The 17,360-nt window shown below is 59.6% G+C and carries 15 protein-coding genes and 3 pseudogenes; 12 read left to right on the top strand and 6 right to left on the bottom strand.

The features are described 5' to 3' along the window. Window positions 1-17 precede the first annotated feature (17 nt). The 3 genes and pseudogenes from ABH912_RS18080 to ABH912_RS18090 all read right to left on the bottom strand — a co-directional run. A pseudogene (locus tag ABH912_RS18080) lies at window positions 18-1,088 on the bottom strand (cache domain-containing protein); the annotation flags it as partial. Window positions 1,089-1,188: 100 nt separating this feature from the next. Beyond that, window positions 1,189-1,491: a cell division protein ZapA gene (locus ABH912_RS18085; protein ID WP_046057038.1), complete on the bottom strand. Its 303-nt coding sequence runs from the start codon at window positions 1,489-1,491 to the stop codon at window positions 1,189-1,191. Then, entirely contained in the window at window positions 1,488-1,718 is a 231-nt protein-coding gene (locus ABH912_RS18090) for a hypothetical protein (RefSeq protein WP_008149645.1), read from the bottom strand. Before ABH912_RS18090 ends, ABH912_RS18085 begins: the two co-directional genes overlap by 4 nt. A gap of 290 nt (window positions 1,719-2,008) precedes the next feature. On the opposite strand from ABH912_RS18090, the pseudogene ABH912_RS18095 reads away from it, so the two are divergent. From ABH912_RS18095 to selO, 5 genes and pseudogenes are all read left to right on the top strand, one after another. Further along, window positions 2,009-2,764 (top strand): annotated as a pseudogene (locus ABH912_RS18095) (MCP four helix bundle domain-containing protein); the annotation flags it as partial. Further along, window positions 2,756-3,619 carry a methyl-accepting chemotaxis protein gene (locus ABH912_RS18100; protein ID WP_371922129.1) on the top strand — a complete coding sequence of 288 codons (864 nt, stop codon included), beginning with the start codon at window positions 2,756-2,758 and terminating at the stop codon, window positions 3,617-3,619. The pseudogene ABH912_RS18095 and the gene ABH912_RS18100, both read left to right, overlap by 9 nt. A gap of 334 nt (window positions 3,620-3,953) precedes the next feature. Beyond that, window positions 3,954-5,696: a potassium/proton antiporter gene (locus tag ABH912_RS18105; RefSeq protein WP_033055423.1), complete on the top strand. Its 1,743-nt coding sequence runs from the start codon at window positions 3,954-3,956 to the stop codon at window positions 5,694-5,696. 34 nt (window positions 5,697-5,730) lie between these two features. Then, on the top strand, window positions 5,731-9,081 hold the full coding sequence (mscK, locus tag ABH912_RS18110; protein WP_033055421.1) for a mechanosensitive channel MscK: 3,351 nt from the start codon (window positions 5,731-5,733) through the stop codon (window positions 9,079-9,081). A gap of 48 nt (window positions 9,082-9,129) precedes the next feature. Next, window positions 9,130-10,593, top strand: a complete 1,464-nt coding sequence (gene selO / locus ABH912_RS18115; RefSeq protein ID WP_429511297.1) for a protein adenylyltransferase SelO — start codon at window positions 9,130-9,132, stop codon at window positions 10,591-10,593. A gap of 6 nt (window positions 10,594-10,599) precedes the next feature. On the opposite strand, the gene ABH912_RS18120 is transcribed toward selO, so the two are convergent. Further along, a complete protein-coding gene (locus tag ABH912_RS18120; protein ID WP_033055418.1) occupies window positions 10,600-10,962 on the bottom strand; it encodes a type II toxin-antitoxin system PemK/MazF family toxin in 363 nt (120 codons plus the stop codon). Continuing rightward, entirely contained in the window at window positions 10,962-11,231 is a 270-nt protein-coding gene (locus tag ABH912_RS18125; protein ID WP_033055417.1) for an AbrB/MazE/SpoVT family DNA-binding domain-containing protein, read from the bottom strand. The genes ABH912_RS18120 and ABH912_RS18125 overlap by 1 nt, the downstream gene beginning before the upstream one ends. A gap of 270 nt (window positions 11,232-11,501) precedes the next feature. On the opposite strand from ABH912_RS18125, the pseudogene trxC reads away from it, so the two are divergent. Further along, a pseudogene (gene trxC, locus ABH912_RS18130) lies at window positions 11,502-11,937 on the top strand (thioredoxin TrxC). 10 nt (window positions 11,938-11,947) lie between these two features. On the opposite strand, the gene ABH912_RS18135 reads toward trxC, so the two are convergent. Continuing rightward, window positions 11,948-12,718, bottom strand: a complete 771-nt coding sequence (locus ABH912_RS18135) for a ParA family protein (RefSeq protein WP_429511298.1) — start codon at window positions 12,716-12,718, stop codon at window positions 11,948-11,950. 354 nt (window positions 12,719-13,072) lie between these two features. On the opposite strand from ABH912_RS18135, the gene ABH912_RS18140 reads away from it, so the two are divergent. Genes ABH912_RS18140 through ABH912_RS18165 form a run of 6 tightly spaced genes read left to right on the top strand, consistent with a single transcriptional unit; the run spans window position 13,073 to window position 17,309 of the window. Then, a complete protein-coding gene (locus tag ABH912_RS18140; RefSeq protein WP_429511299.1) occupies window positions 13,073-13,798 on the top strand; it encodes a beta-ketoacyl synthase chain length factor in 726 nt (241 codons plus the stop codon). After that, window positions 13,774-14,583, top strand: coding sequence for a lysophospholipid acyltransferase family protein (locus tag ABH912_RS18145; RefSeq protein ID WP_033055413.1), 810 nt, complete (start codon window positions 13,774-13,776; stop codon window positions 14,581-14,583). The genes ABH912_RS18140 and ABH912_RS18145 overlap by 25 nt, the downstream gene beginning before the upstream one ends. Next, window positions 14,564-14,824, top strand: a complete 261-nt coding sequence (locus tag ABH912_RS18150; RefSeq protein WP_033055412.1) for a phosphopantetheine-binding protein — start codon at window positions 14,564-14,566, stop codon at window positions 14,822-14,824. The genes ABH912_RS18145 and ABH912_RS18150 overlap by 20 nt, the downstream gene beginning before the upstream one ends. 9 nt (window positions 14,825-14,833) lie before the next feature. Next, the gene (locus tag ABH912_RS18155) at window positions 14,834-15,088 is read left to right on the top strand and encodes an acyl carrier protein (protein ID WP_007992314.1); all 255 of its coding nucleotides are present in this window, start codon (window positions 14,834-14,836) and stop codon (window positions 15,086-15,088) included. Beyond that, window positions 15,085-15,630, top strand: coding sequence for a membrane protein (locus ABH912_RS18160; protein WP_033055411.1), 546 nt, complete (start codon window positions 15,085-15,087; stop codon window positions 15,628-15,630). The genes ABH912_RS18155 and ABH912_RS18160 overlap by 4 nt, the downstream gene beginning before the upstream one ends. Next, window positions 15,627-17,309: an AMP-binding protein gene (locus tag ABH912_RS18165; RefSeq protein ID WP_429511300.1), complete on the top strand. Its 1,683-nt coding sequence runs from the start codon at window positions 15,627-15,629 to the stop codon at window positions 17,307-17,309. The genes ABH912_RS18160 and ABH912_RS18165 overlap by 4 nt, the downstream gene beginning before the upstream one ends. The last annotated feature ends 51 nt before the right edge of the window (window positions 17,310-17,360 follow it).

Here is a 17,360-nt window from a genome sequence, read left to right on the forward strand (position 1 = left end):
CGCTGGCTTTCCAGGAATCGATTGAAGCCGCGAGCAAGGTCACCCAGTTCATCGGCGCGACTGGAATCTAACCTGTGGGTCAAATCTCCACCACCGCTACCGATAGCTACCAATGCCGCTGTTACCTGACGGATCGGCCGCACCAATCCACGGGCCAACAACACCACCAACATCAGGCAAATCAGCGCCACCGCCAGGCCGATACCGCTGCTCATCCACATCGCGCGGCGGGCTTCGGCGTAGATCTGCGACTGCGGCACTTCGGCCACCAGGGTCCAACCCAAGTCCCGCAACGGCAGGCTCAATGCCAGGAAATCTTCGCCATCGCGATCGAAGCTGCTGTGGGTGGCCGCTTGTTGGCCCATGACGGCTTGCGCTGCCGGGGCGCCAATCTGTTCGGCCAAGGAGCGTTTGCCGCTGAACTGCGCTTCGGGGTGAACCTGGATCAAACCGTCGGAACGCACGAGATAGACCTTGCCGCGCTCACCGAAGTTGAAGTTGTGGATCAGCTCCGACAGCTCTTTCATGCTCAGGCCAAGCCCGGCAACGCCCACGACTTTGCCGGCCTGCTCTACTTTGAGGTCGATGAACAGCGCCAACTCTCCGGTCGCGGTGTCATTGTCGATATTGAGGGTGCGCGGCTGGTTGCTGTCGAGGAACGAGTAGAACCAGGCGTCTTTGGGGTTGGAGCGGCTGAGGGTCCGGTCCAGGCCTTTTTCGTTGAAGTAGTGGTTTGAAGCTGTGCCGACGATCAGCGCGGTAAAGGCTTTGTGCTCGGCGCGGATGCCTTCCAGATAGGTAACGAAGGTGTTGGTCTGAGCACTGTTTTCACCCCCGGCCAGCCAGTCGCGCACCATGCTGTTGCTGGCGATGTCCTTGGCGGCGGTGAGGGGTTGAACGAGGATTCGCTCGATGTCGTTGCGCATCGCTTCGATGCTGGACGGCAGCGCTTGTTCGACCAGATAGCGCTCGGCGAGGCGGTTGACCACGAGGGTATAAATGCCAACCACGATCAGAATACTGACCAGCAGGGCGGTGCCCATGCTCAGGATCAACTGCCATTGAATACTGCGTCGCCAGAACTGCATGGAGCACCCCCAAAGAATAAGAGGCTGAAACACTGCAACAGCCGTGCCGATTGTATACAACGCAATCGACAATTTATTCTTTGGTTGTGCGCAAAGCCGATCAGGCCTGATTGATCGTCTTGGAGATCACTTCAACCGTGGCGCTGACTTGCTCTTGGTAACGGTCGAGTTCCTGCTTGTGCTGTTTCTGCATTTCGATCTGCTGGGAGCACAGATTCATCGCGGCCAGCACCAGCAAGCGGTCACCGATCAGCGTCGGGTACTTCCTTTTGGTGTCGGCCAGGGCAGCCTTCAGCATTAACGCGGCGTCCAGCAGGGTTTGCTCTTCCCCGGCCGGCGCCTTGATCGAATAGTCCTCCCCCAGGATCGAGACGACTTTTACCCCTGCGGCGCCGTGACTCATGCGCTGACTGGGCCGGCGCTGACGCGCTCAACCAGGGCCTGGATACGTGCAGCGGTGGCACCTTGTTTCTCTTCCTGTTCCATCAGGCTCAGCTGCAGGCTTTCGTTTTCATCCTTGGCCTGGGCCAGTTCTGCGCTCAGGGTTTGGTTAGTGCCGAGCAGGGTCTGGTTCTGTTGCACCAGGTCGCTGACCAGCTGTTCCAATTGGCTTAGGGATGCTTCCAACATTTTGATTTTCCAAGCATTTTCAAAGGGCGCGTACGATAAAGAAAAGTCACCACGGATGCCAGGGTTATTGGGGCGCAAGGCCTTGATTTTCCTGGCGGACGACCTTCCTCGCGAACTTTAAAGACTGTGATTGGCGGATCTGGTTCCTGCACTTCGTCGCCGGAGCCTTTATGCGACAAATACGCGCAGGGCCTCAAGACTTTAGTCGTATGACCGATAAGTCACCCATACGTCAGTCTCAGCGCCGCACGGATGCGCTCTTTTCGGTAAACACCATGTCCCTTCGTAATATGAATATCGCGCCACGGGCGTTCCTCGGTTTTGCCCTGATTGGCGGCCTGATGCTGATTCTGGGTGTGTTTGCCTTGAACCAGATGAGCAAGATTCGCGGTGCCACCGAGGAGATCACCTCAAGCAGCGTGCCGAGCATCAAGAGCCTCGACGAGTTCACGCAACTCACCTTGCGCCTGCGCGTGCTGTCCTACCGTTTGCTGGTGAACCGCGAGCCAGACGTACAGCAAAAGACCATGGAACTGCTGGAAACCCGCAATCAGCAGATTCGCGCCGCTCAGGCGATTTACGAAAAACTGATCACCAACCCGCAGGAACGTTCGGCCTACGACCAGTACGTGCAGTTGCTCGGCCAGTACCGTCAGATCGAAGACCGCATGAAGACCCTGTCGCGCAACAATCAGGTCGATGAGCTGCGCACCCTGCTCAACACCGATTTGCTGACCAACTCCGAAGCGGTGAATGCCGTGTTGAACCGCCTTCTGGAGATCAACACTCAGCAGACCCTCGACACCAATCAGCAAGCGGCCGACCAATACGCCTCGGCCTTCAACCTGGTGGTCACCCTGCTAGTGATCGCGACCGGCCTGACCCTGCTTTTCGCCTGGTTGCTGACCAACAGCATCACCAAGCCGATCGCCAACGCCCTGAGCGCTGCCGAAGAAATTGCCGAAGGCAACCTGACGCGCCCGATCCATGTCGATGGAGAAGACGAAGCCGGCCGCTTGCTGCTGGCCATGTCGAAGATGCAGGACAAGCTGCGCGACACCCTGCAACGGATTTCCGGTTCCGCCACGCAACTGGCGTCCGCCGCTGAAGAGCTCAACAGTGTCACCGACGAAAGCGCTCGCGGCCTGACCCAGCAGAACAACGAAATCGAGCAGGCCGCCACCGCGGTCAACGAAATGACCAGCGCCGTGGAAGAAGTCGCGCGCAATGCCGTCAGCACGTCCGAAGCCTCGAAAAATGCCACCACCTCCGCCGGTGATGGCCGTGACCTGGTGCAGGAAACCGTTAGCGCCATCGAACGTATGAGCGCCGATGTGCAGAGCACCGCGACCCTGATTGGCGACCTGGCCAACGAGTCCCGTGACATCGGCAAAGTGCTGGACGTGATTCGCGGTCTGGCTGATCAGACCAACTTGCTGGCATTGAACGCGGCAATCGAAGCGGCCCGTGCCGGTGAGGCCGGTCGTGGTTTCGCCGTGGTAGCGGACGAAGTGCGTGCCCTGGCCCACCGTACCCAGCAGTCGACCAGCGAAATCGAACGCATGATCGGCAGCATCCAGAGCGGTACCGAACACGCAGTGGATTCGATGCGCAACAGCACCGAGCGTGCTGAGTCGACCTTGAACATCGCCCGTGGTGCAGGCATGTCGCTGGACACTATTAATAGCGCGATCGTCGAAATCAACGAACGCAACCTGGTGATCGCCAGCGCTGCCGAAGAGCAGGCACAGGTGGCCCGCGAAGTGGATCGCAACCTGGTGAACATTCGTGATCTGTCGGTTCAATCGGCCACGGGTGCCAACCAGACGAGCGCTGCCAGCAATGAGTTGTCGCGGTTGGCGTTGGACCTGAACAATATGGTTGGGCGGTTTAGCCTCTGATCGGGATTTGGGGGTGCTTTCAAGAGCCACCCCTCACCCCAGCCCTCTCCCCACGGGGGAGAGGGGGAAAGGGAGCAGATCTTCAATCCTTTCAAACTTGAGTTCGGCTCGATATCTCAGGTCGATGTAGCACGAGAGAACAACTCAGTCAGTCCCCTCGCCCCTCTGGGGAGAGGGTTAGGGTGAGGGGTCGGTTGCAAGTCGAACAAAAATCCAGGCCACGCACTGTCAAAAAAGCTTTTTGACAGCATCACATTTCAACAGGTTAGAATCGCTGGCACGCAGACTGCATGGTCAGTTTGCGCCCGCCTTTCAGCTTTCTGGAGTACTGCCTTTGAATGCGACGACCATCAACAGCCTGTTCTTGATCGGCGCGTTGCTGGTAGGTGCAAGCATTCTGGTGAGCTCACTTTCATCGCGCCTCGGTATCCCGATTCTGGTGATCATCCTCGCGGTGGGCATGTCGGCCGGCGTCGACGGCGCTGGCATTATTTTCGATAACTACCCAACGGCTTATCTGGTCGGCAACCTCGCCCTGGCCGTCATCCTGCTCGACGGCGGCTTGCGCACCCGGGTTTCCAGCTTCCGCGTGGCATTATGGCCGGCGCTGTCGCTGGCGACGGTCGGGGTGTTGATCACCACCGGGCTGACCGGCATGGCAGCCGCGTGGCTGTTCAACCTGAACCTGATTCAGGGCCTGCTGATCGGCGCTATCGTCGGCTCCACCGACGCCGCGGCGGTATTCTCGCTGCTCGGCGGCAAAGGCCTGAACGAACGGGTGACCGCCAGCCTCGAGATCGAGTCCGGCAGCAACGACCCGATGGCGGTGTTCCTCACCGTGACCCTGATCGACATGCTCGCCAGCGGCCAGACCGGCCTGCATTGGAGCCTGCTCGGGCACTTGATGCGTGAGTTCGGCATCGGTGCTGTCATCGGCCTGGGCGGCGGCTGGGTCATGCTGCAACTGGTCAACCGTATCCACTTGGCCACCGGCCTGTATCCGATCCTGGTGATTGCTGGCGGACTGGTTGTGTTTGCCCTGACCAACGCCTTGCACGGCAGCGGCTTTTTGGCGGTTTACCTGTGCGGCCTGGTCATCGGCAACCGCCCGGTGCGCAGCCGCCACGGCATTTTGCACATGCTCGATGGCATGGCCTGGCTGGCGCAAATCGGCATGTTCCTGGTACTGGGGCTGCTGGTAACGCCCCACGACTTGTTGCCGATTGCCCTGCCCGCCCTGGGCCTGGCGCTGTGGATGATTCTGTTTGCGCGGCCGTTGTCGGTGATCGTCGGCCTGCTGCCGTTCAAGGCGTTCCATGGGCGCGAGAAGGCGTTCATTTCCTGGGTCGGGTTACGCGGCGCGGTCCCGATCATTCTGGCGGTGTTCCCGCTGATGGCCGGCCTGCCCAACGCCCAGCTGTATTTCAACCTCGCCTTCTTTATCGTATTGGTGTCGCTGCTGGTGCAGGGCACGAGCCTGCCGTGGGTGGCGAAGCTTTTGAAAGTGACCGTTCCGCCAGAGCCGGCGCCGATCTCCCGCGCAGCCCTGGAAGTGCACGTCACCAGTGAGTGGGAGCTGTTCGTTTATCGCCTCGGTGCCGAGAAATGGTGCATCGGCTCGCCCCTTCGCGAACTGAAAATGCCCGAAGGCACTCGGATTGCAGCACTGTTTCGTCGCCAGCAACTGCTCCATCCGTCGGGTAGTACGGTGCTCGAAGTCGACGATTTGCTGTGCGTAATCGGCCATGAACACAACCTTCCGGCCCTCGGAAAACTCTTCAGTCAGGCACCGCAACGGGGCCTCGATTTGCGTTTCTTCGGCGACTTCGTACTCGAAGGAGACGCCCAGTTGGCTGCGGTTGCGGCGCTTTACGGGTTGAAAGTGGAAGGCATCGATCCGGACATGTCGCTCGGTCATTTCATTGCCCAGAAAGTGGGCGGTGCACCCGTAGTCGGTGACCAGGTGGAGTGGAACAACACCATTTGGACCGTCGCAGTCATGGAAGGGAACAAGATCGGTAAAGTGGGCGTCAGATTCCCCGAAGGAAGTCGCCCCGGTCCGGGCTTGTTCCTCTAAACTCCACACTTCGTCTCGCTTTCGATCGGTCTCTATGTCAACCCTGCGCACGTTTATCATCACGGCCCTGCTGGGCTTGAGTCTTACTGTCGGTACATTGCAAGCGGCCGAACCGCCGTCCAGCGAAGCCGTGCAGGCGAACCTGGACAAGATCGCCGACCGCAAATTGCCGGAAGCCGATCAGAAAGCCCTGCAGAGCATCCTCCAAAACACGCTGACACAGCTCAACAACCAACGTGATTACGAGCAGAAACTGGCCGATCTCAAGCAGCAACTGGCCAACGCCCCGAAGCAGAACATCGAGAACCAGCGAGAACTGACCAAGCTTAAAGCCACCAAAGTGCTGCCAGTACCGCAGCGCTATGCCAAAGAGCCTATTCAGCAGCTGGAGCAAATGCTCACCGAGCGCTCCACCCAGCAAAGCGATCTGCAGAAAGCCCTGGCCGAGGCCAACAGTCTGGTGATTACTGCCCAGACCCGCCCAGAGCGCGCACAGGCCGAAATTTCTGCCAGCCAGACTCGCATCCAGCAGATCAACAACATCCTCAAGATCGGCAAGGACGCCGGCAAGACCTTGACCTCTGAGCAACGCGACCTGCTCAACGCTGAACTCGCGGCACTGAACGCCCTGATCCCGTTGCGTCGCCAGGAACTGGCCGGCAACAACCAGTTGCAGGACTTGGGTAACAGCCAACATGACTTGCTCTCGGAAAAATCCGATCGCCTGGATCAGGAAATCCAGGAGCTGCAAACCCTGATCAACCAGAAGCGCCTGGCCCAGTCACAAGAGACGGTGACGCAGCAATCCATCGAAGCGCAGAAGTCCGGCGGCAGCAGCCTGCTGGCTACCGAAAGCGCGGCGAACCTGAAGCTTTCGGACTACCTGCTCAAAAGTACGGACCGCCTCAACGAAGTCACCCAGCAGAACCTGCAGACCAAGCAGCAGCTGGACAACGTGACCCAGAGCGATTCGGCGCTGGACGAGCAAATCAACGTGCTCAAGGGCAGCCTGCTGCTCTCCAAGATTCTCTACAAACAGAAACAGTCTCTGCCACGCCTCAGGCTCGACCGTGACCTGGCCGACCAGATCGCCGACATTCGCCTCTATCAATTCGAAGTCAGCCAGCAACGGGAACTGCTCAGCAACCCGGCGGCCTACGTCGATAACCTGCTGTCGACTCAGCCTCCCGAGCAAGTCACCCCGCAACTGCGCAAGAGCCTGCTGGAACTGGCCACGACCCGCGCCGACCTGCTGGAGCGGCTGAACCGCGAACTCAGCGCGGTGCTCAACGAATCCATCACGTTGCAACTCAATCAGAAACAACTGCTCAGCACCGCGCAAAGCCTGCGGGCGACCCTCGATGAGCAGATGTTCTGGATTCCCAGCAACAAGCCGCTGGACCTGGAATGGATGCGCGCCGTGCCGGAGCGTCTGGAACGTCAGGTCACCACGCTGCCGTGGGCTTCCAGCCTGAGCGAATTAAGTGACGGCCTGACCCAACGGCCGCTGCTGTTCCTGCCCCTGGCACTGTTGATCGGTGCCCTGCTGTGGCGACGCAAAAGCCTGTATGCCCGACTGAGCAAGGTTCACCAGGACATCGGCCACTTCAAGCGCGACAGCCAGTGGCACACGCCGCAGGCAATCCTGATCAACATTCTGCTGGCGATGCCGGTCTCACTGGGCCTGGCCTTGTGTGGCCTGGCCTTGCAAATCGACGCCCGCGGACAGAACGCGAACATGGGCGCAGCGCTGCTGCAAATGGCCCAGGCGTGGCTGGTGTTCTACACCGCTTATCGGGTGCTCGCGCCGGGCGGCGTGGCCGAACTGCATTTCCGCTGGGAAAAACCTCAGGTCGAATTCCTGCAGGGCTGGGTCCGTCGACTCGGGCTGGTGGTCATGGCGTTGGTCGCCGTGGTGGCGGTCGCCGAGCTGCAACCCGCGACCCTGGCCGATGACGTACTCGGCATGCCGGTGGTACTGACCTGCTACGCGTTGATGGCCTGGCTGCTCAGCCGCCTGCTGGTCAGCAGCCCGACTCACCAGAACGCTTCGCTGTTCCGCAAGGCAGTGGGGATCATGTTCACCGTCCTGCCTGTCGCGCTGTTTGTGGCGGTGTGCTTCGGCTATTACTACACCGCGCTGAAGCTCAGCGACCGGTTGATCAACACCCTTTACCTGCTGATGTTCTGGCTGGTGATCGAAGCCACCTTCGTACGCGGCCTCAGCGTTGCGGCACGCCGTTTGGCCTACCAGCGCGCCCTGGCCAAACGTCAGGCTGCGAAAGAGGCCGGTGACGGTGAAGCGGTGATCGAAGAGCCAACCCTGGACATCGAGAAGGTCAACGAACAGTCCCTGCGCCTGATCCGCCTGGCACTGCTTGGCGGTTTCATCGCGGCGTTGTACTGGGTCTGGTCGGACCTGATCTCTGTGTTCTCGTACCTGGATAACGTCACCCTCTACGAATACACCAGCGGCACCGGCGCCAACATGAGCATGGTGCCGATCAGCATTGGCGACATGCTCGGCGCGCTGATCATCATCGGCATCACCTTCGCCCTCGCGCGCAACTTGCCGGGGCTGCTGGAAGTGTTGGTGCTGTCGAAGCTGAACCTGGCTCAGGGCAGCGCCTATGCCACCACCACCTTGCTGTCCTACGTGATCGCTGGCATCGGCTTCGTCTCGACCTTGTCGACACTCGGCGTGAGCTGGGACAAGTTGCAATGGCTGGTGGCGGCGCTGTCAGTGGGTCTCGGCTTCGGGATGCAGGAAATCTTCGCGAATTTCATCTCCGGGATCATGATCCTGTTCGAACGTCCGGTGCGGATTGGCGACACCATCACCATTGGTAACCTGTCCGGTACGGTGAGCAAGATCCGCATCCGCGCCACGACCATCACCGACTTCGACCGCAAGGACATCATCGTCCCGAACAAGACGTTCATTACAGGACAACTGATCAACTGGTCCCTGACCGACACCATCACCCGAGTGACCCTCAAGCTCGGTGTCGATTACGGCTCGGACCTGGACCTGGTCAAGGAGTTGCTGCTCAAGGCTGCACGTGAAAACCCACGTGTGCTGAAGGATCCCGAACCCCACGTGTACTTCCTGAACTTCGGCGAAAGCACCCTCGACCACGAGTTGCGTATGCATGTGCGCGACCTTGGCGACCGTAACCCGGTGCTTGATGAGGTCAACCGCTTCATCAATCGCGAGTTCAAGAAACAGCACATCAACATCTCGTTCCGGCAGATGGAGGTTTACCTCAAGAACATCCAGGGCCAGGAATACAGAATGGTGCCCGTCGATCCGGAAGCCAAAACCATTGCGCCGCTGGTGGAAGGCCAATCACCGTTACAGCCACCCGCGGCCAAGCTCGACTAAGCGGCCTATCCCTAGCAGAATGCTCGGACATTCTGCTGGAGATGGCCGTTGAAAGCCCTCGACGAACTGACCTTCGATAACCGTTTCGCCCGCCTGGGCGATACGTTTTCCACCCATGTGCTGCCTGAGCCCATCGACAACCCGCGCCTGGTGGTGGCCAGCCCCGCCGCCATGGCATTGCTCGATCTCGACCCTACCGTGGCCGAAACCCCGGAGTTTGCCGAACTGTTCAGCGGCCATAAGCTCTGGGCTGAAGCGATCCCCAGGGCGATGGTCTATTCAGGTCATCAGTTCGGTTCCTACAACCCACAACTGGGCGATGGTCGCGGTCTGTTGCTGGGCGAGGTCTACAACGAGGCCGGCGAGCATTGGGACCTGCACCTCAAGGGTGCCGGCCAGACGCCCTTTTCGCGCATGGGTGATGGCCGGGCGGTGCTGCGGTCCTCGATCCGCGAATTTCTTGCCTCCGAAGCGCTGTATGCCCTGAACATCCCGACCACCCGCGCCCTGTGCGTCATCGGCTCCGACACGCCGGTGTGGCGCGAGAAGCAGGAACGCGCCGCCATGGTCCTGCGCATGGCGCCGAGCCATGTGCGTTTCGGGCATTTCGAATATTTCTACTACACCAAACGTCCCGAGAAACAGAAAGAACTCGGCGACCACGTGCTGGCCATGCATTTCCCGGAGTGCCTGGAACAGCCGGAACCGTACCTGGCGATGTTTCGCGAAATCGTCGAGCGCAATGCCGAGCTGATCGCCAAATGGCAGGCCTATGGCTTCTGCCACGGCGTGATGAACACTGACAACATGTCGATCCTCGGCATTACCTTCGACTACGGCCCGTTCGCCTTCCTCGACGACTTCGACGCCCACTTCATCTGCAACCACTCCGATGACCAGGGCCGTTACTCCTTCAGCAACCAGGTGCCAATCGGCCAGTGGAACCTCAGCGCCCTCGCCCAGGCCCTGACGCCATTCATCAGCGTCGAAGCCCTGCGTGAAACCCTCGGTCTGTACTTCCCGTTGTACCAGGCCCATTACCTGGACCTGATGCGCCGCCGCCTCGGCTTCACCACGGCCGAAGACGATGACCAAAAACTGCTGGAGCATCTGCTGCAACTGATGCAGAACAGTGGCGTCGACTACAGCCTGTTCTTCCGCCGTTTAGGGGAAGAATCACCGGAACTGGCCGTCGCCCGTTTGCGCGATGACTTCGTCGACATCAAAGGCTTCGACGCCTGGGGCGAGCTCTACATCGCCCGGGTAGCGCGTGAAGGCGAGGCTGATCAGGAACAACGCCGCAAACGCATGCACACCGTCAATCCGCTGTACATCCTGCGCAACTACCTGGCGCAGAAAGCCATCGATGCGGCGGAGAGCGGCGACTATTCAGAGGTCCGTCGCTTGCACGCGGTGCTGAGTAATCCGTTCGAGGAGCAGCCGGGGATGGAAAGCTACGCCGAGCGTCCGCCGGAGTGGGGCAAGCATTTGGAGATCAGTTGTTCGTCGTGAGAGGGATCAATCCATGGGATCGATGGCACTGACGACTCGAGCAATGATGTCTGCCATCGTGATGTCATCAAGTCGTTCAATGAACTTGGCTGAGCCGTCCCGGACTCGCTGCTCAATATCAAAACTGCGCACCTGATTGCAAACCGCTACACCGTTCGTTTCGTGGCCGGAGACGATGACCGCCAAACCGGAGTTTCGACTGAAGCTCCCGCCACTAGTCACGGGCACAGTCATGCTGACACCCAGGGAGTTGATTTCCCTTGGCGTAATCACCACGAACCGATGCCGGTTCATCATCTCTCGTCCCGCAATCGGGTTCGGGTCAATCCAGTAGACATCGCCCCGCTGCGGGGCTTGCCGCCTAACCATCAACCTAGCTCCCGGCCAACTGGATCGCCTTCACGTGCAAACGCCGTCTGAGCATTCAGCTCAGCGACTTCTTCAGAACCTTCAAGCAATTCGGCAAGGCTGTACCGCTTGCGAGGAGGCTGTACAACCGGACGGGCAATCAACTCGCCATCGACCACATTCAGTTCCAACTGTGCCCCTACTTCCAGGTGCAGGAGCTTTAGTAAAGTTGGCGGGAGGGTAATCACCGCAGCCCCACCTTGACGGCGGATTTTGGAAGTCACGGACATGGGATAACTCCTATCCGATAATTGAAAGGCATCGATTTCTCGATAAGTGCAACAAAAGTAGCACGAGGTTAAAGGCAAAGCGAACTCCTCACTGAGAGATTTGAAGATGATGGCGTTGCTTCCAGCGTAGCCACCGATCCCAAACGGAACGCTTGGAAAATGTGAGGATTTGCGACAAGCGCGTCGCTCCTGCTGGCCCTTCTCAGCTTGATAAAAGCAGTTTGCGACACCAGATCAGTTCAAGATTGCCCACTCATTCAGAGCACGACTATGTCCGACCCACTCCTCATCCCCTGCCCCCACTGCAACCGGCCTCAACCGCATCCCCGCCGAGCGCCTCAATGACCATCCAAAATGCGGTCGCTGCAAAGCCGAAGTTCTGCTGAGTAAACCCTTTGAGTTGAAGCAAAGCGATTACACCAGCCAGATCAAAGGTGATCTGCCGTTGCTGGTGGACGTTTGGGCGGATTGGTGTGGGCCGTGCAAGTCGTTTGCGCCGGTGTTCGAGCAGGCGGCGGTGCAATTGGCGGGTCAGTGTCGACTGGCCAAGCTGGACAGCGAGGCGAACCAGCAGTTGTCGGCGCAACTGGGGATTCGCTCGATCCCGAGCCTGATTCTGTTCAAGAACGGCCGGGAAGTGGCGCGCCAGAGTGGCGCCTTCCCGTTACCGCAATTGATGAGTTGGTTGCGTAGCCAAGGGATCTGACGACGAGCTTTCAGGCATTTTCCAGCAGGTTGTGCAGATCGACGAATTGCTGCGTCAGCTTATGACGTGGGTCGAGGTGGATCAGCGGCATGTTGGCCTGGTGGGATTCACGCATGCGCACCGAGCTGCCCAGGTACACCGGTAATACCGGCAGGCCTTCGGCGATCAGTTCGTCGAGGATTTGTTGGGGCAGACTGGCGCGAGCCTGGAACTGGTTGACGACAATCCCTTCGACTTCCAGCCCTTCGTTGTGGTCGTCCTTCAATTCTTCGATTTCTGCCAACAAGCCGTATAACGCCTGACGCGAGAAGCTGTCGCAATCGAAGGGAATAAGCACACGATCAGCGGCAATCAACGCAGATACCGCGTAAAAGTTCAGCGCTGGCGGAGTATCGAGGTAGATCCGGTCGTAATCACCGTCCAGCTCCTCGAGCAATTTGCGCAGCTTGTTGATCTTGTGTTTGGCCTCAAGCTTGGGCTGCAAGTCTGCCAGCTCGGCAGTGGCGGTGATGAGGTGGAGGTTGTCGAAGGGGGTTTCGTAGATATCGACCTGGTTTTTCTTGGAGAACGGTCCGGAAGACAGGGTCTGTTTGAAAAAATCGGCAATGCCCATAGGAATGTCATTACCGGTGAGCCCCGTCAGGTACTGAGTGGAGTTGGCCTGGGCATCGAGATCCACCAACAGCGTGCGATAACCCTCGCTGGCACTGACCGCCGCCAGATTGCAGGCAATGCTGGATTTGCCTACGCCACCTTTCTGATTGAACACCACGCGCCGCATTTCAAAACCTCCGTGTATCAAAGAATGACCGAGTGTAGTAGTCCACGGCGCTGCTTAGCTACCTCGCCGGCATCGGGACTACACAGTCACCGGCAATCTCTCAATAAAAAAGCCGCTAACTCTGCCGTTGACCACTGACAGAGCCGACAGACATGCCCACCACGATATGGATAATGGCCAATTGACAGCCATGCACGAACCAAACGGTACATTTCATTGCGCAAAATGTAACCATCATTTGCTACACGCCCGCTGCAACGGGATAATGCGCACCACTCGGCGCTAAGCGCTACGTAAGGTAGTTCGCGTTTTTTGCGACTCACCGCGTCAAGGAAGCCCGCAGGGGCGGGATGAATGTCTGTGATCAATTTCAACATCGCCCATTGGCGCGCGTGGGCCCCTGGGCTCGAAAGCGTGGACGACTGGCAGGCCTGGAGCCGACAACCGGTCGTGCTTGCGAGCAGCGATGCCGCACCCGACGTCTCGTTTCTACCGGCCATGCAGCGCCGGCGACTCAGCCGTCTCGCGCGGATGGCGTTCAGTGTCGGCTGGCCCTTGGCCGATGGCCGCCAGGACCTACCGTTGGTCTTTATTTCTCGCCACGGCGAAACCCCGCGCACGTTCGATATTCTCAGTGATCTGGCTGCCGATCAGCCGCTGTCGCCGACTCAGTTCAGCCTGTCCGTGCACAACGCGATCATCGGCCTGTGGTCGATCATGCGCGGCGAAACCAGCGAAATGACGGCCCTCGCTGCAGCCGGCGATGGCCTTGAAAACGGCATGCTAGAGGCCGCGGCTTTGCTTTCCGAGGGCGCTCCCGCGGTACTGCTGATCGTCACCGAAGAGCAACCGCCCGAAGCCTACTCGACCTGGATCGACGACGTGCCGTTCCCTTACGCGGTCGGCCTGCTGATCACCCCCGGAAATGACTGGCAGCTGTCCCTGAACAGCGCCTCGGATGAGTTGTCCAAAGCCCAATGGCCCCATGCACTGAACCTATTGCGTACTCTGCTCGGCCAGCAGACAACCTGCCAACATGCCTGGAAAAATCGTGTATGGACCTGGCAACGCAACCTGTAACCGAAAAAAACCGCGACGCCTACTACTGGCGCCTGCTGGCTACCGCCGCGAGCTTCACCCTGTTCGGGTTGGGCGGGTTGTGCCTGCGACTTGTGGTTTTCCCGCTACTGAACTGCCTGCCCGGCGATGCCCGGACACACCGGCGGCGAGCGCGACACACCGTCGCCCGCCTGTTCTGGTTTTTTGTGCGATTCATGGCCCGCACCGGCGTGCTGACTTACGACATCCAGGGCGCCGAAAAACTCGGTCGACCGGGGCAAATGATCATTGCCAATCACCCGTCGCTGATCGATGTGGTGTTCCTGATCGGCCTGGTGCGCCACGCCAATTGCGTGGTCAAGAAGAGCCTCTGGGAGAACCCCTTTACCCGCGGCCCGCTGCGCTGCATCGAATACATCAGCAACGACGGCAGCATGGACATGCTCGATGCCGCTGCCGACGCGCTGAAAAGCGGCCAGACGCTGATCATCTTTCCAGAAGGCACCCGCACGCGGCCCGGTCAGGCGCCAGCCTTCCATCGGGGTGCTGCGTCGATCGCTCTGCGCGGTGCGAAAATCCTCACCCCGGTGATTATCAAGGTCAACCCGACCACGTTGACCAAGGCCGAGCCCTGGTATCGGATCCCAAAACGCCGTGTGCACTTCAGTTTCCGTGTCGGGGCCGATATAGACCCACAAGCCTTCGCATCTCTGGGCCCCGCTCCTCAGGCCTCGCGCAAGCTCAATGACTATTTGCATCATTACTACATTAAGGAGCTCGCCGAAGATGAGCGATCTACACCGTGAAATCAAAGAACTGATCATCGACGCCCTGGGCCTTGAAGACATGAGCGCACAAGACATCGGCGACGACCAGACGCTGTTCGGCGAAGGCCTGGGCCTGGATTCGGTAGACGCTCTGGAACTCGGCCTGGCCATCCAGAAAAAGTACGGCATCAAAATCGACGCCGACGCCAAAGACACCCGCAATCACTTCAGCAACGTGGCGAGCCTTGCGGCGTTCGTCACTGCAAAACAGGCAGCTTGAGACCGGACCATGCAAACTCGTGACGACATCTTCAACACCCTGCGCGATGCTCTGGTCGAACTCTTCGAGCTGGACCCCGAGCGCGTAAGCCTCGAATCCAACCTGTATCAGGACCTGGAAATCGACAGCATTGACGCGGTCGACCTGATCGATCACATCAAACGCCAGACTGGCAAGAAAATCGCTGCCGAAGAGTTCAAATCGGTGCGTACCGTCAGCGACGTGGTCGAGGCGGTCTACCGTCTGGTTCAGCCGGCCGCATGAGCCGACTGATCGGCCTCGGCCTGCTGCTGGCGGGCCTGCTGTACCCCTTCGCGGTGTATTTCGGCATGGAGCATTTCGCGCCGTGGCAGTTTGGTCTGCTGCTGGGCAGCCTGTGGCTGGCCCGGGCACTGTTCGGTACGCGCAAGCCCGGCAGTTTGTGGATGGCAGTCACCGCGATTGCTTTTTGCCTGTTGCTGGCGTTGTTCGACAGCCCGCTGCTACTGCGCTGGTACCCGGTGCTGATCAGCGCGTTCATGCTCGGGCTGTTTGGCCTGAGCTTGATCGTTGGCCCGCCGATCATCGAACGCCTGGCGCGTTTGCGCGAACCGAAACTACCGGCCAAGGCGATTGTTTATACCCGCCAGGTGACGATCGTCTGGTGCGTGTTTTTCTTCTGTAACGGTTTGCTCGCCGCCGCCCTGACCCTATGGGCGCCGCTGAGTTGGTGGATGTTGTACACCGGCCTGATTTCCTACGGATTGATGGGCCTGTTATTTGCCATTGAATGGCTTATACGACAACGGGTACGAGGCCACCCATGAATTGGATAAAACTTGAGCACCTGTTGCTCAAGGCGCAACCGGAACGTGCCGTGACGGCCGAACCGGCACTGAATCACGCTCAGCTGTGCGAACAGGCGTTGAGCCTCGCCGCGGGCCTGCAAGCCCAGGGTGTGCGGCGCATTGCCGTGCACCTTGAGGACGCCGCCGACCTGGCGATTGCCCTGCTCGGCGCCTGGCGCGCCGGGGTCAGCGTGCTGCTGCCCGCTGACCTGCAAGCCCAGACTCGCCAGCGCTGGTCGACCGAAGTCGATCTGTGGCTGACCGATCAGGCCGATGACGCACACCTGAGCGATTACCGGCATCCGCCGTTGATGCCCGCCGCGCTGGATCTGGATCGCTGTTCGCTGAGCCTGTGCACGTCCGGCTCCAGTGGCGAGCCCAAGCGCATCGACAAAACCCTGCGCCAACTGGCCAATGAAGTCGAAGCGCTGGAGCAGCTCTGGGGAGCCGATCTTGGCGATGCGTACATCATCGGCAGCGTCGCCACTCAGCATATTTATGGATTGTTGTTTCGAGTGCTGTGGCCGCTGTGCGCCGGGCGCTCGTTTGTACGCAAGCAGCTGGCATTTCCTGAAGACCTGCAGCGCGCCAGCCGCGAACACCCGGTGTTCGCCTGGGTCGCCAGCCCGGCGCTGCTCAAGCGCATGGGCGACAACCTCGACTGGTCCGCGTTAAGTGCGGTTCGCCGGGTATTTTCCTCCGGTGGTGCATTGCCGACCGAGGCTGCACAAAGCCTGCACCAGCGCCTGCAACAGTGGCCAACGGAAATCCTCGGCAGCTCGGAAACCGGCGGTATCGCCTGGCGTCAGGGCCACGCGCTCTGGCAACCCTTTGCGGATATCGAGTTGAGCCAGGACAGCGACGGCGCCCTGCTCATTGCTTCGCCGTACTTGCCTCCCGGGCACATCGAACACACCGCGGACGCCGCGCGAATCGCTGCCGACGGCCGATTCGAACTGCTCGGACGGCTGGACCGGATCGTCAAACTGGAAGAAAAACGTATCTCACTACCGATGCTGGAACAGGCCCTGATGGCCCACGACTGGGTCGCCGAAGCGCGTCTTGGCGTGGTTCAGGAAAATCGCGCTTCATTGGGTGCGCTGCTGGTGCTGACCGAGTCAGGCCTGCATGCCTTGCGCAATCAGGGTCGACGCACCCTCACGCAGGAACTGCGTCAGCATTTGAGCCAGCATTGCGAAGCCCTGGCGTTGCCACGACGCTGGCGCCTGCTGCGACAACTGCCGCTGAACGCTCAGGGCAAACTGCCCCAGGCCACCGTTGAAGCCCTGCTGCTGGCCCCGCGTCCAAAGGCGCCGGAAGTGCTGGATCAGGTCGAAGTCGATGGCGAATGGAGCCTGCAACTGGCGGTACCACCCGACCTCGCCTACTTCAGCGGTCACTTCCCTCAGGCGCCGGTATTGCCCGGTGTGGTGCAAGTGGAATGGGCGTTAACGCTGGGTCAGCAATTGATGGACCTACCGGCAAAATTCGCTGGCATGGAAGTGCTGAAATTCCAGCAACTGGTGCGTCCCGGCGATGAAGTCCAATTGCACCTGCGCTTCGACCCGACGCGCAGCAAGCTGTATTTCACCTATCGCAACGAGTCCGCGACCTGCTCCAGTGGGCGGATTTTGCTTAAGGCTGCAGGCGATGAATAATCTGTGGCGAGGGAGCTTGCTCCCGTTCGAGCGCGAAGCGTTCGCAATGAA

The sequence above is a fragment of the Pseudomonas sp. BT76 TE3572 genome, assembly GCF_050435365.1.
Classification (GTDB): Bacteria; Pseudomonadota; Gammaproteobacteria; order Pseudomonadales; family Pseudomonadaceae; genus Aquipseudomonas; species Aquipseudomonas fluorescens_W.

Excerpts from the sequence above, each read along its gene's own strand:
- ABH912_RS18085 (WP_046057038.1), bottom strand. The coding sequence starts at position 1,491 with ATGAGTCACGGCGCCGCAGGGGTAAAAGTCGTCTCGATCCTGGGGGAG.
- ABH912_RS18090 (WP_008149645.1), bottom strand. The coding sequence starts at position 1,718 with ATGTTGGAAGCATCCCTAAGCCAATTGGAACAGCTGGTCAGCGACCTG.
- ABH912_RS18100 (WP_371922129.1), top strand. The coding sequence starts at position 2,756 with ATGCAGGACAAGCTGCGCGACACCCTGCAACGGATTTCCGGTTCCGCC.
- mscK (WP_033055421.1), top strand. The coding sequence starts at position 5,731 with ATGTCAACCCTGCGCACGTTTATCATCACGGCCCTGCTGGGCTTGAGT.
- ABH912_RS18120 (WP_033055418.1), bottom strand. The coding sequence starts at position 10,962 with ATGGTTAGGCGGCAAGCCCCGCAGCGGGGCGATGTCTACTGGATTGAC.
- ABH912_RS18125 (WP_033055417.1), bottom strand. The coding sequence starts at position 11,231 with ATGTCCGTGACTTCCAAAATCCGCCGTCAAGGTGGGGCTGCGGTGATT.
- ABH912_RS18135 (WP_429511298.1), bottom strand. The coding sequence starts at position 12,718 with ATGCGGCGCGTGGTGTTCAATCAGAAAGGTGGCGTAGGCAAATCCAGC.
- ABH912_RS18140 (WP_429511299.1), top strand. The coding sequence starts at position 13,073 with ATGTCTGTGATCAATTTCAACATCGCCCATTGGCGCGCGTGGGCCCCT.
- ABH912_RS18145 (WP_033055413.1), top strand. The coding sequence starts at position 13,774 with ATGGACCTGGCAACGCAACCTGTAACCGAAAAAAACCGCGACGCCTAC.
- ABH912_RS18150 (WP_033055412.1), top strand. The coding sequence starts at position 14,564 with ATGAGCGATCTACACCGTGAAATCAAAGAACTGATCATCGACGCCCTG.
- ABH912_RS18155 (WP_007992314.1), top strand. The coding sequence starts at position 14,834 with ATGCAAACTCGTGACGACATCTTCAACACCCTGCGCGATGCTCTGGTC.
- ABH912_RS18160 (WP_033055411.1), top strand. The coding sequence starts at position 15,085 with ATGAGCCGACTGATCGGCCTCGGCCTGCTGCTGGCGGGCCTGCTGTAC.
- ABH912_RS18165 (WP_429511300.1), top strand. The coding sequence starts at position 15,627 with ATGAATTGGATAAAACTTGAGCACCTGTTGCTCAAGGCGCAACCGGAA.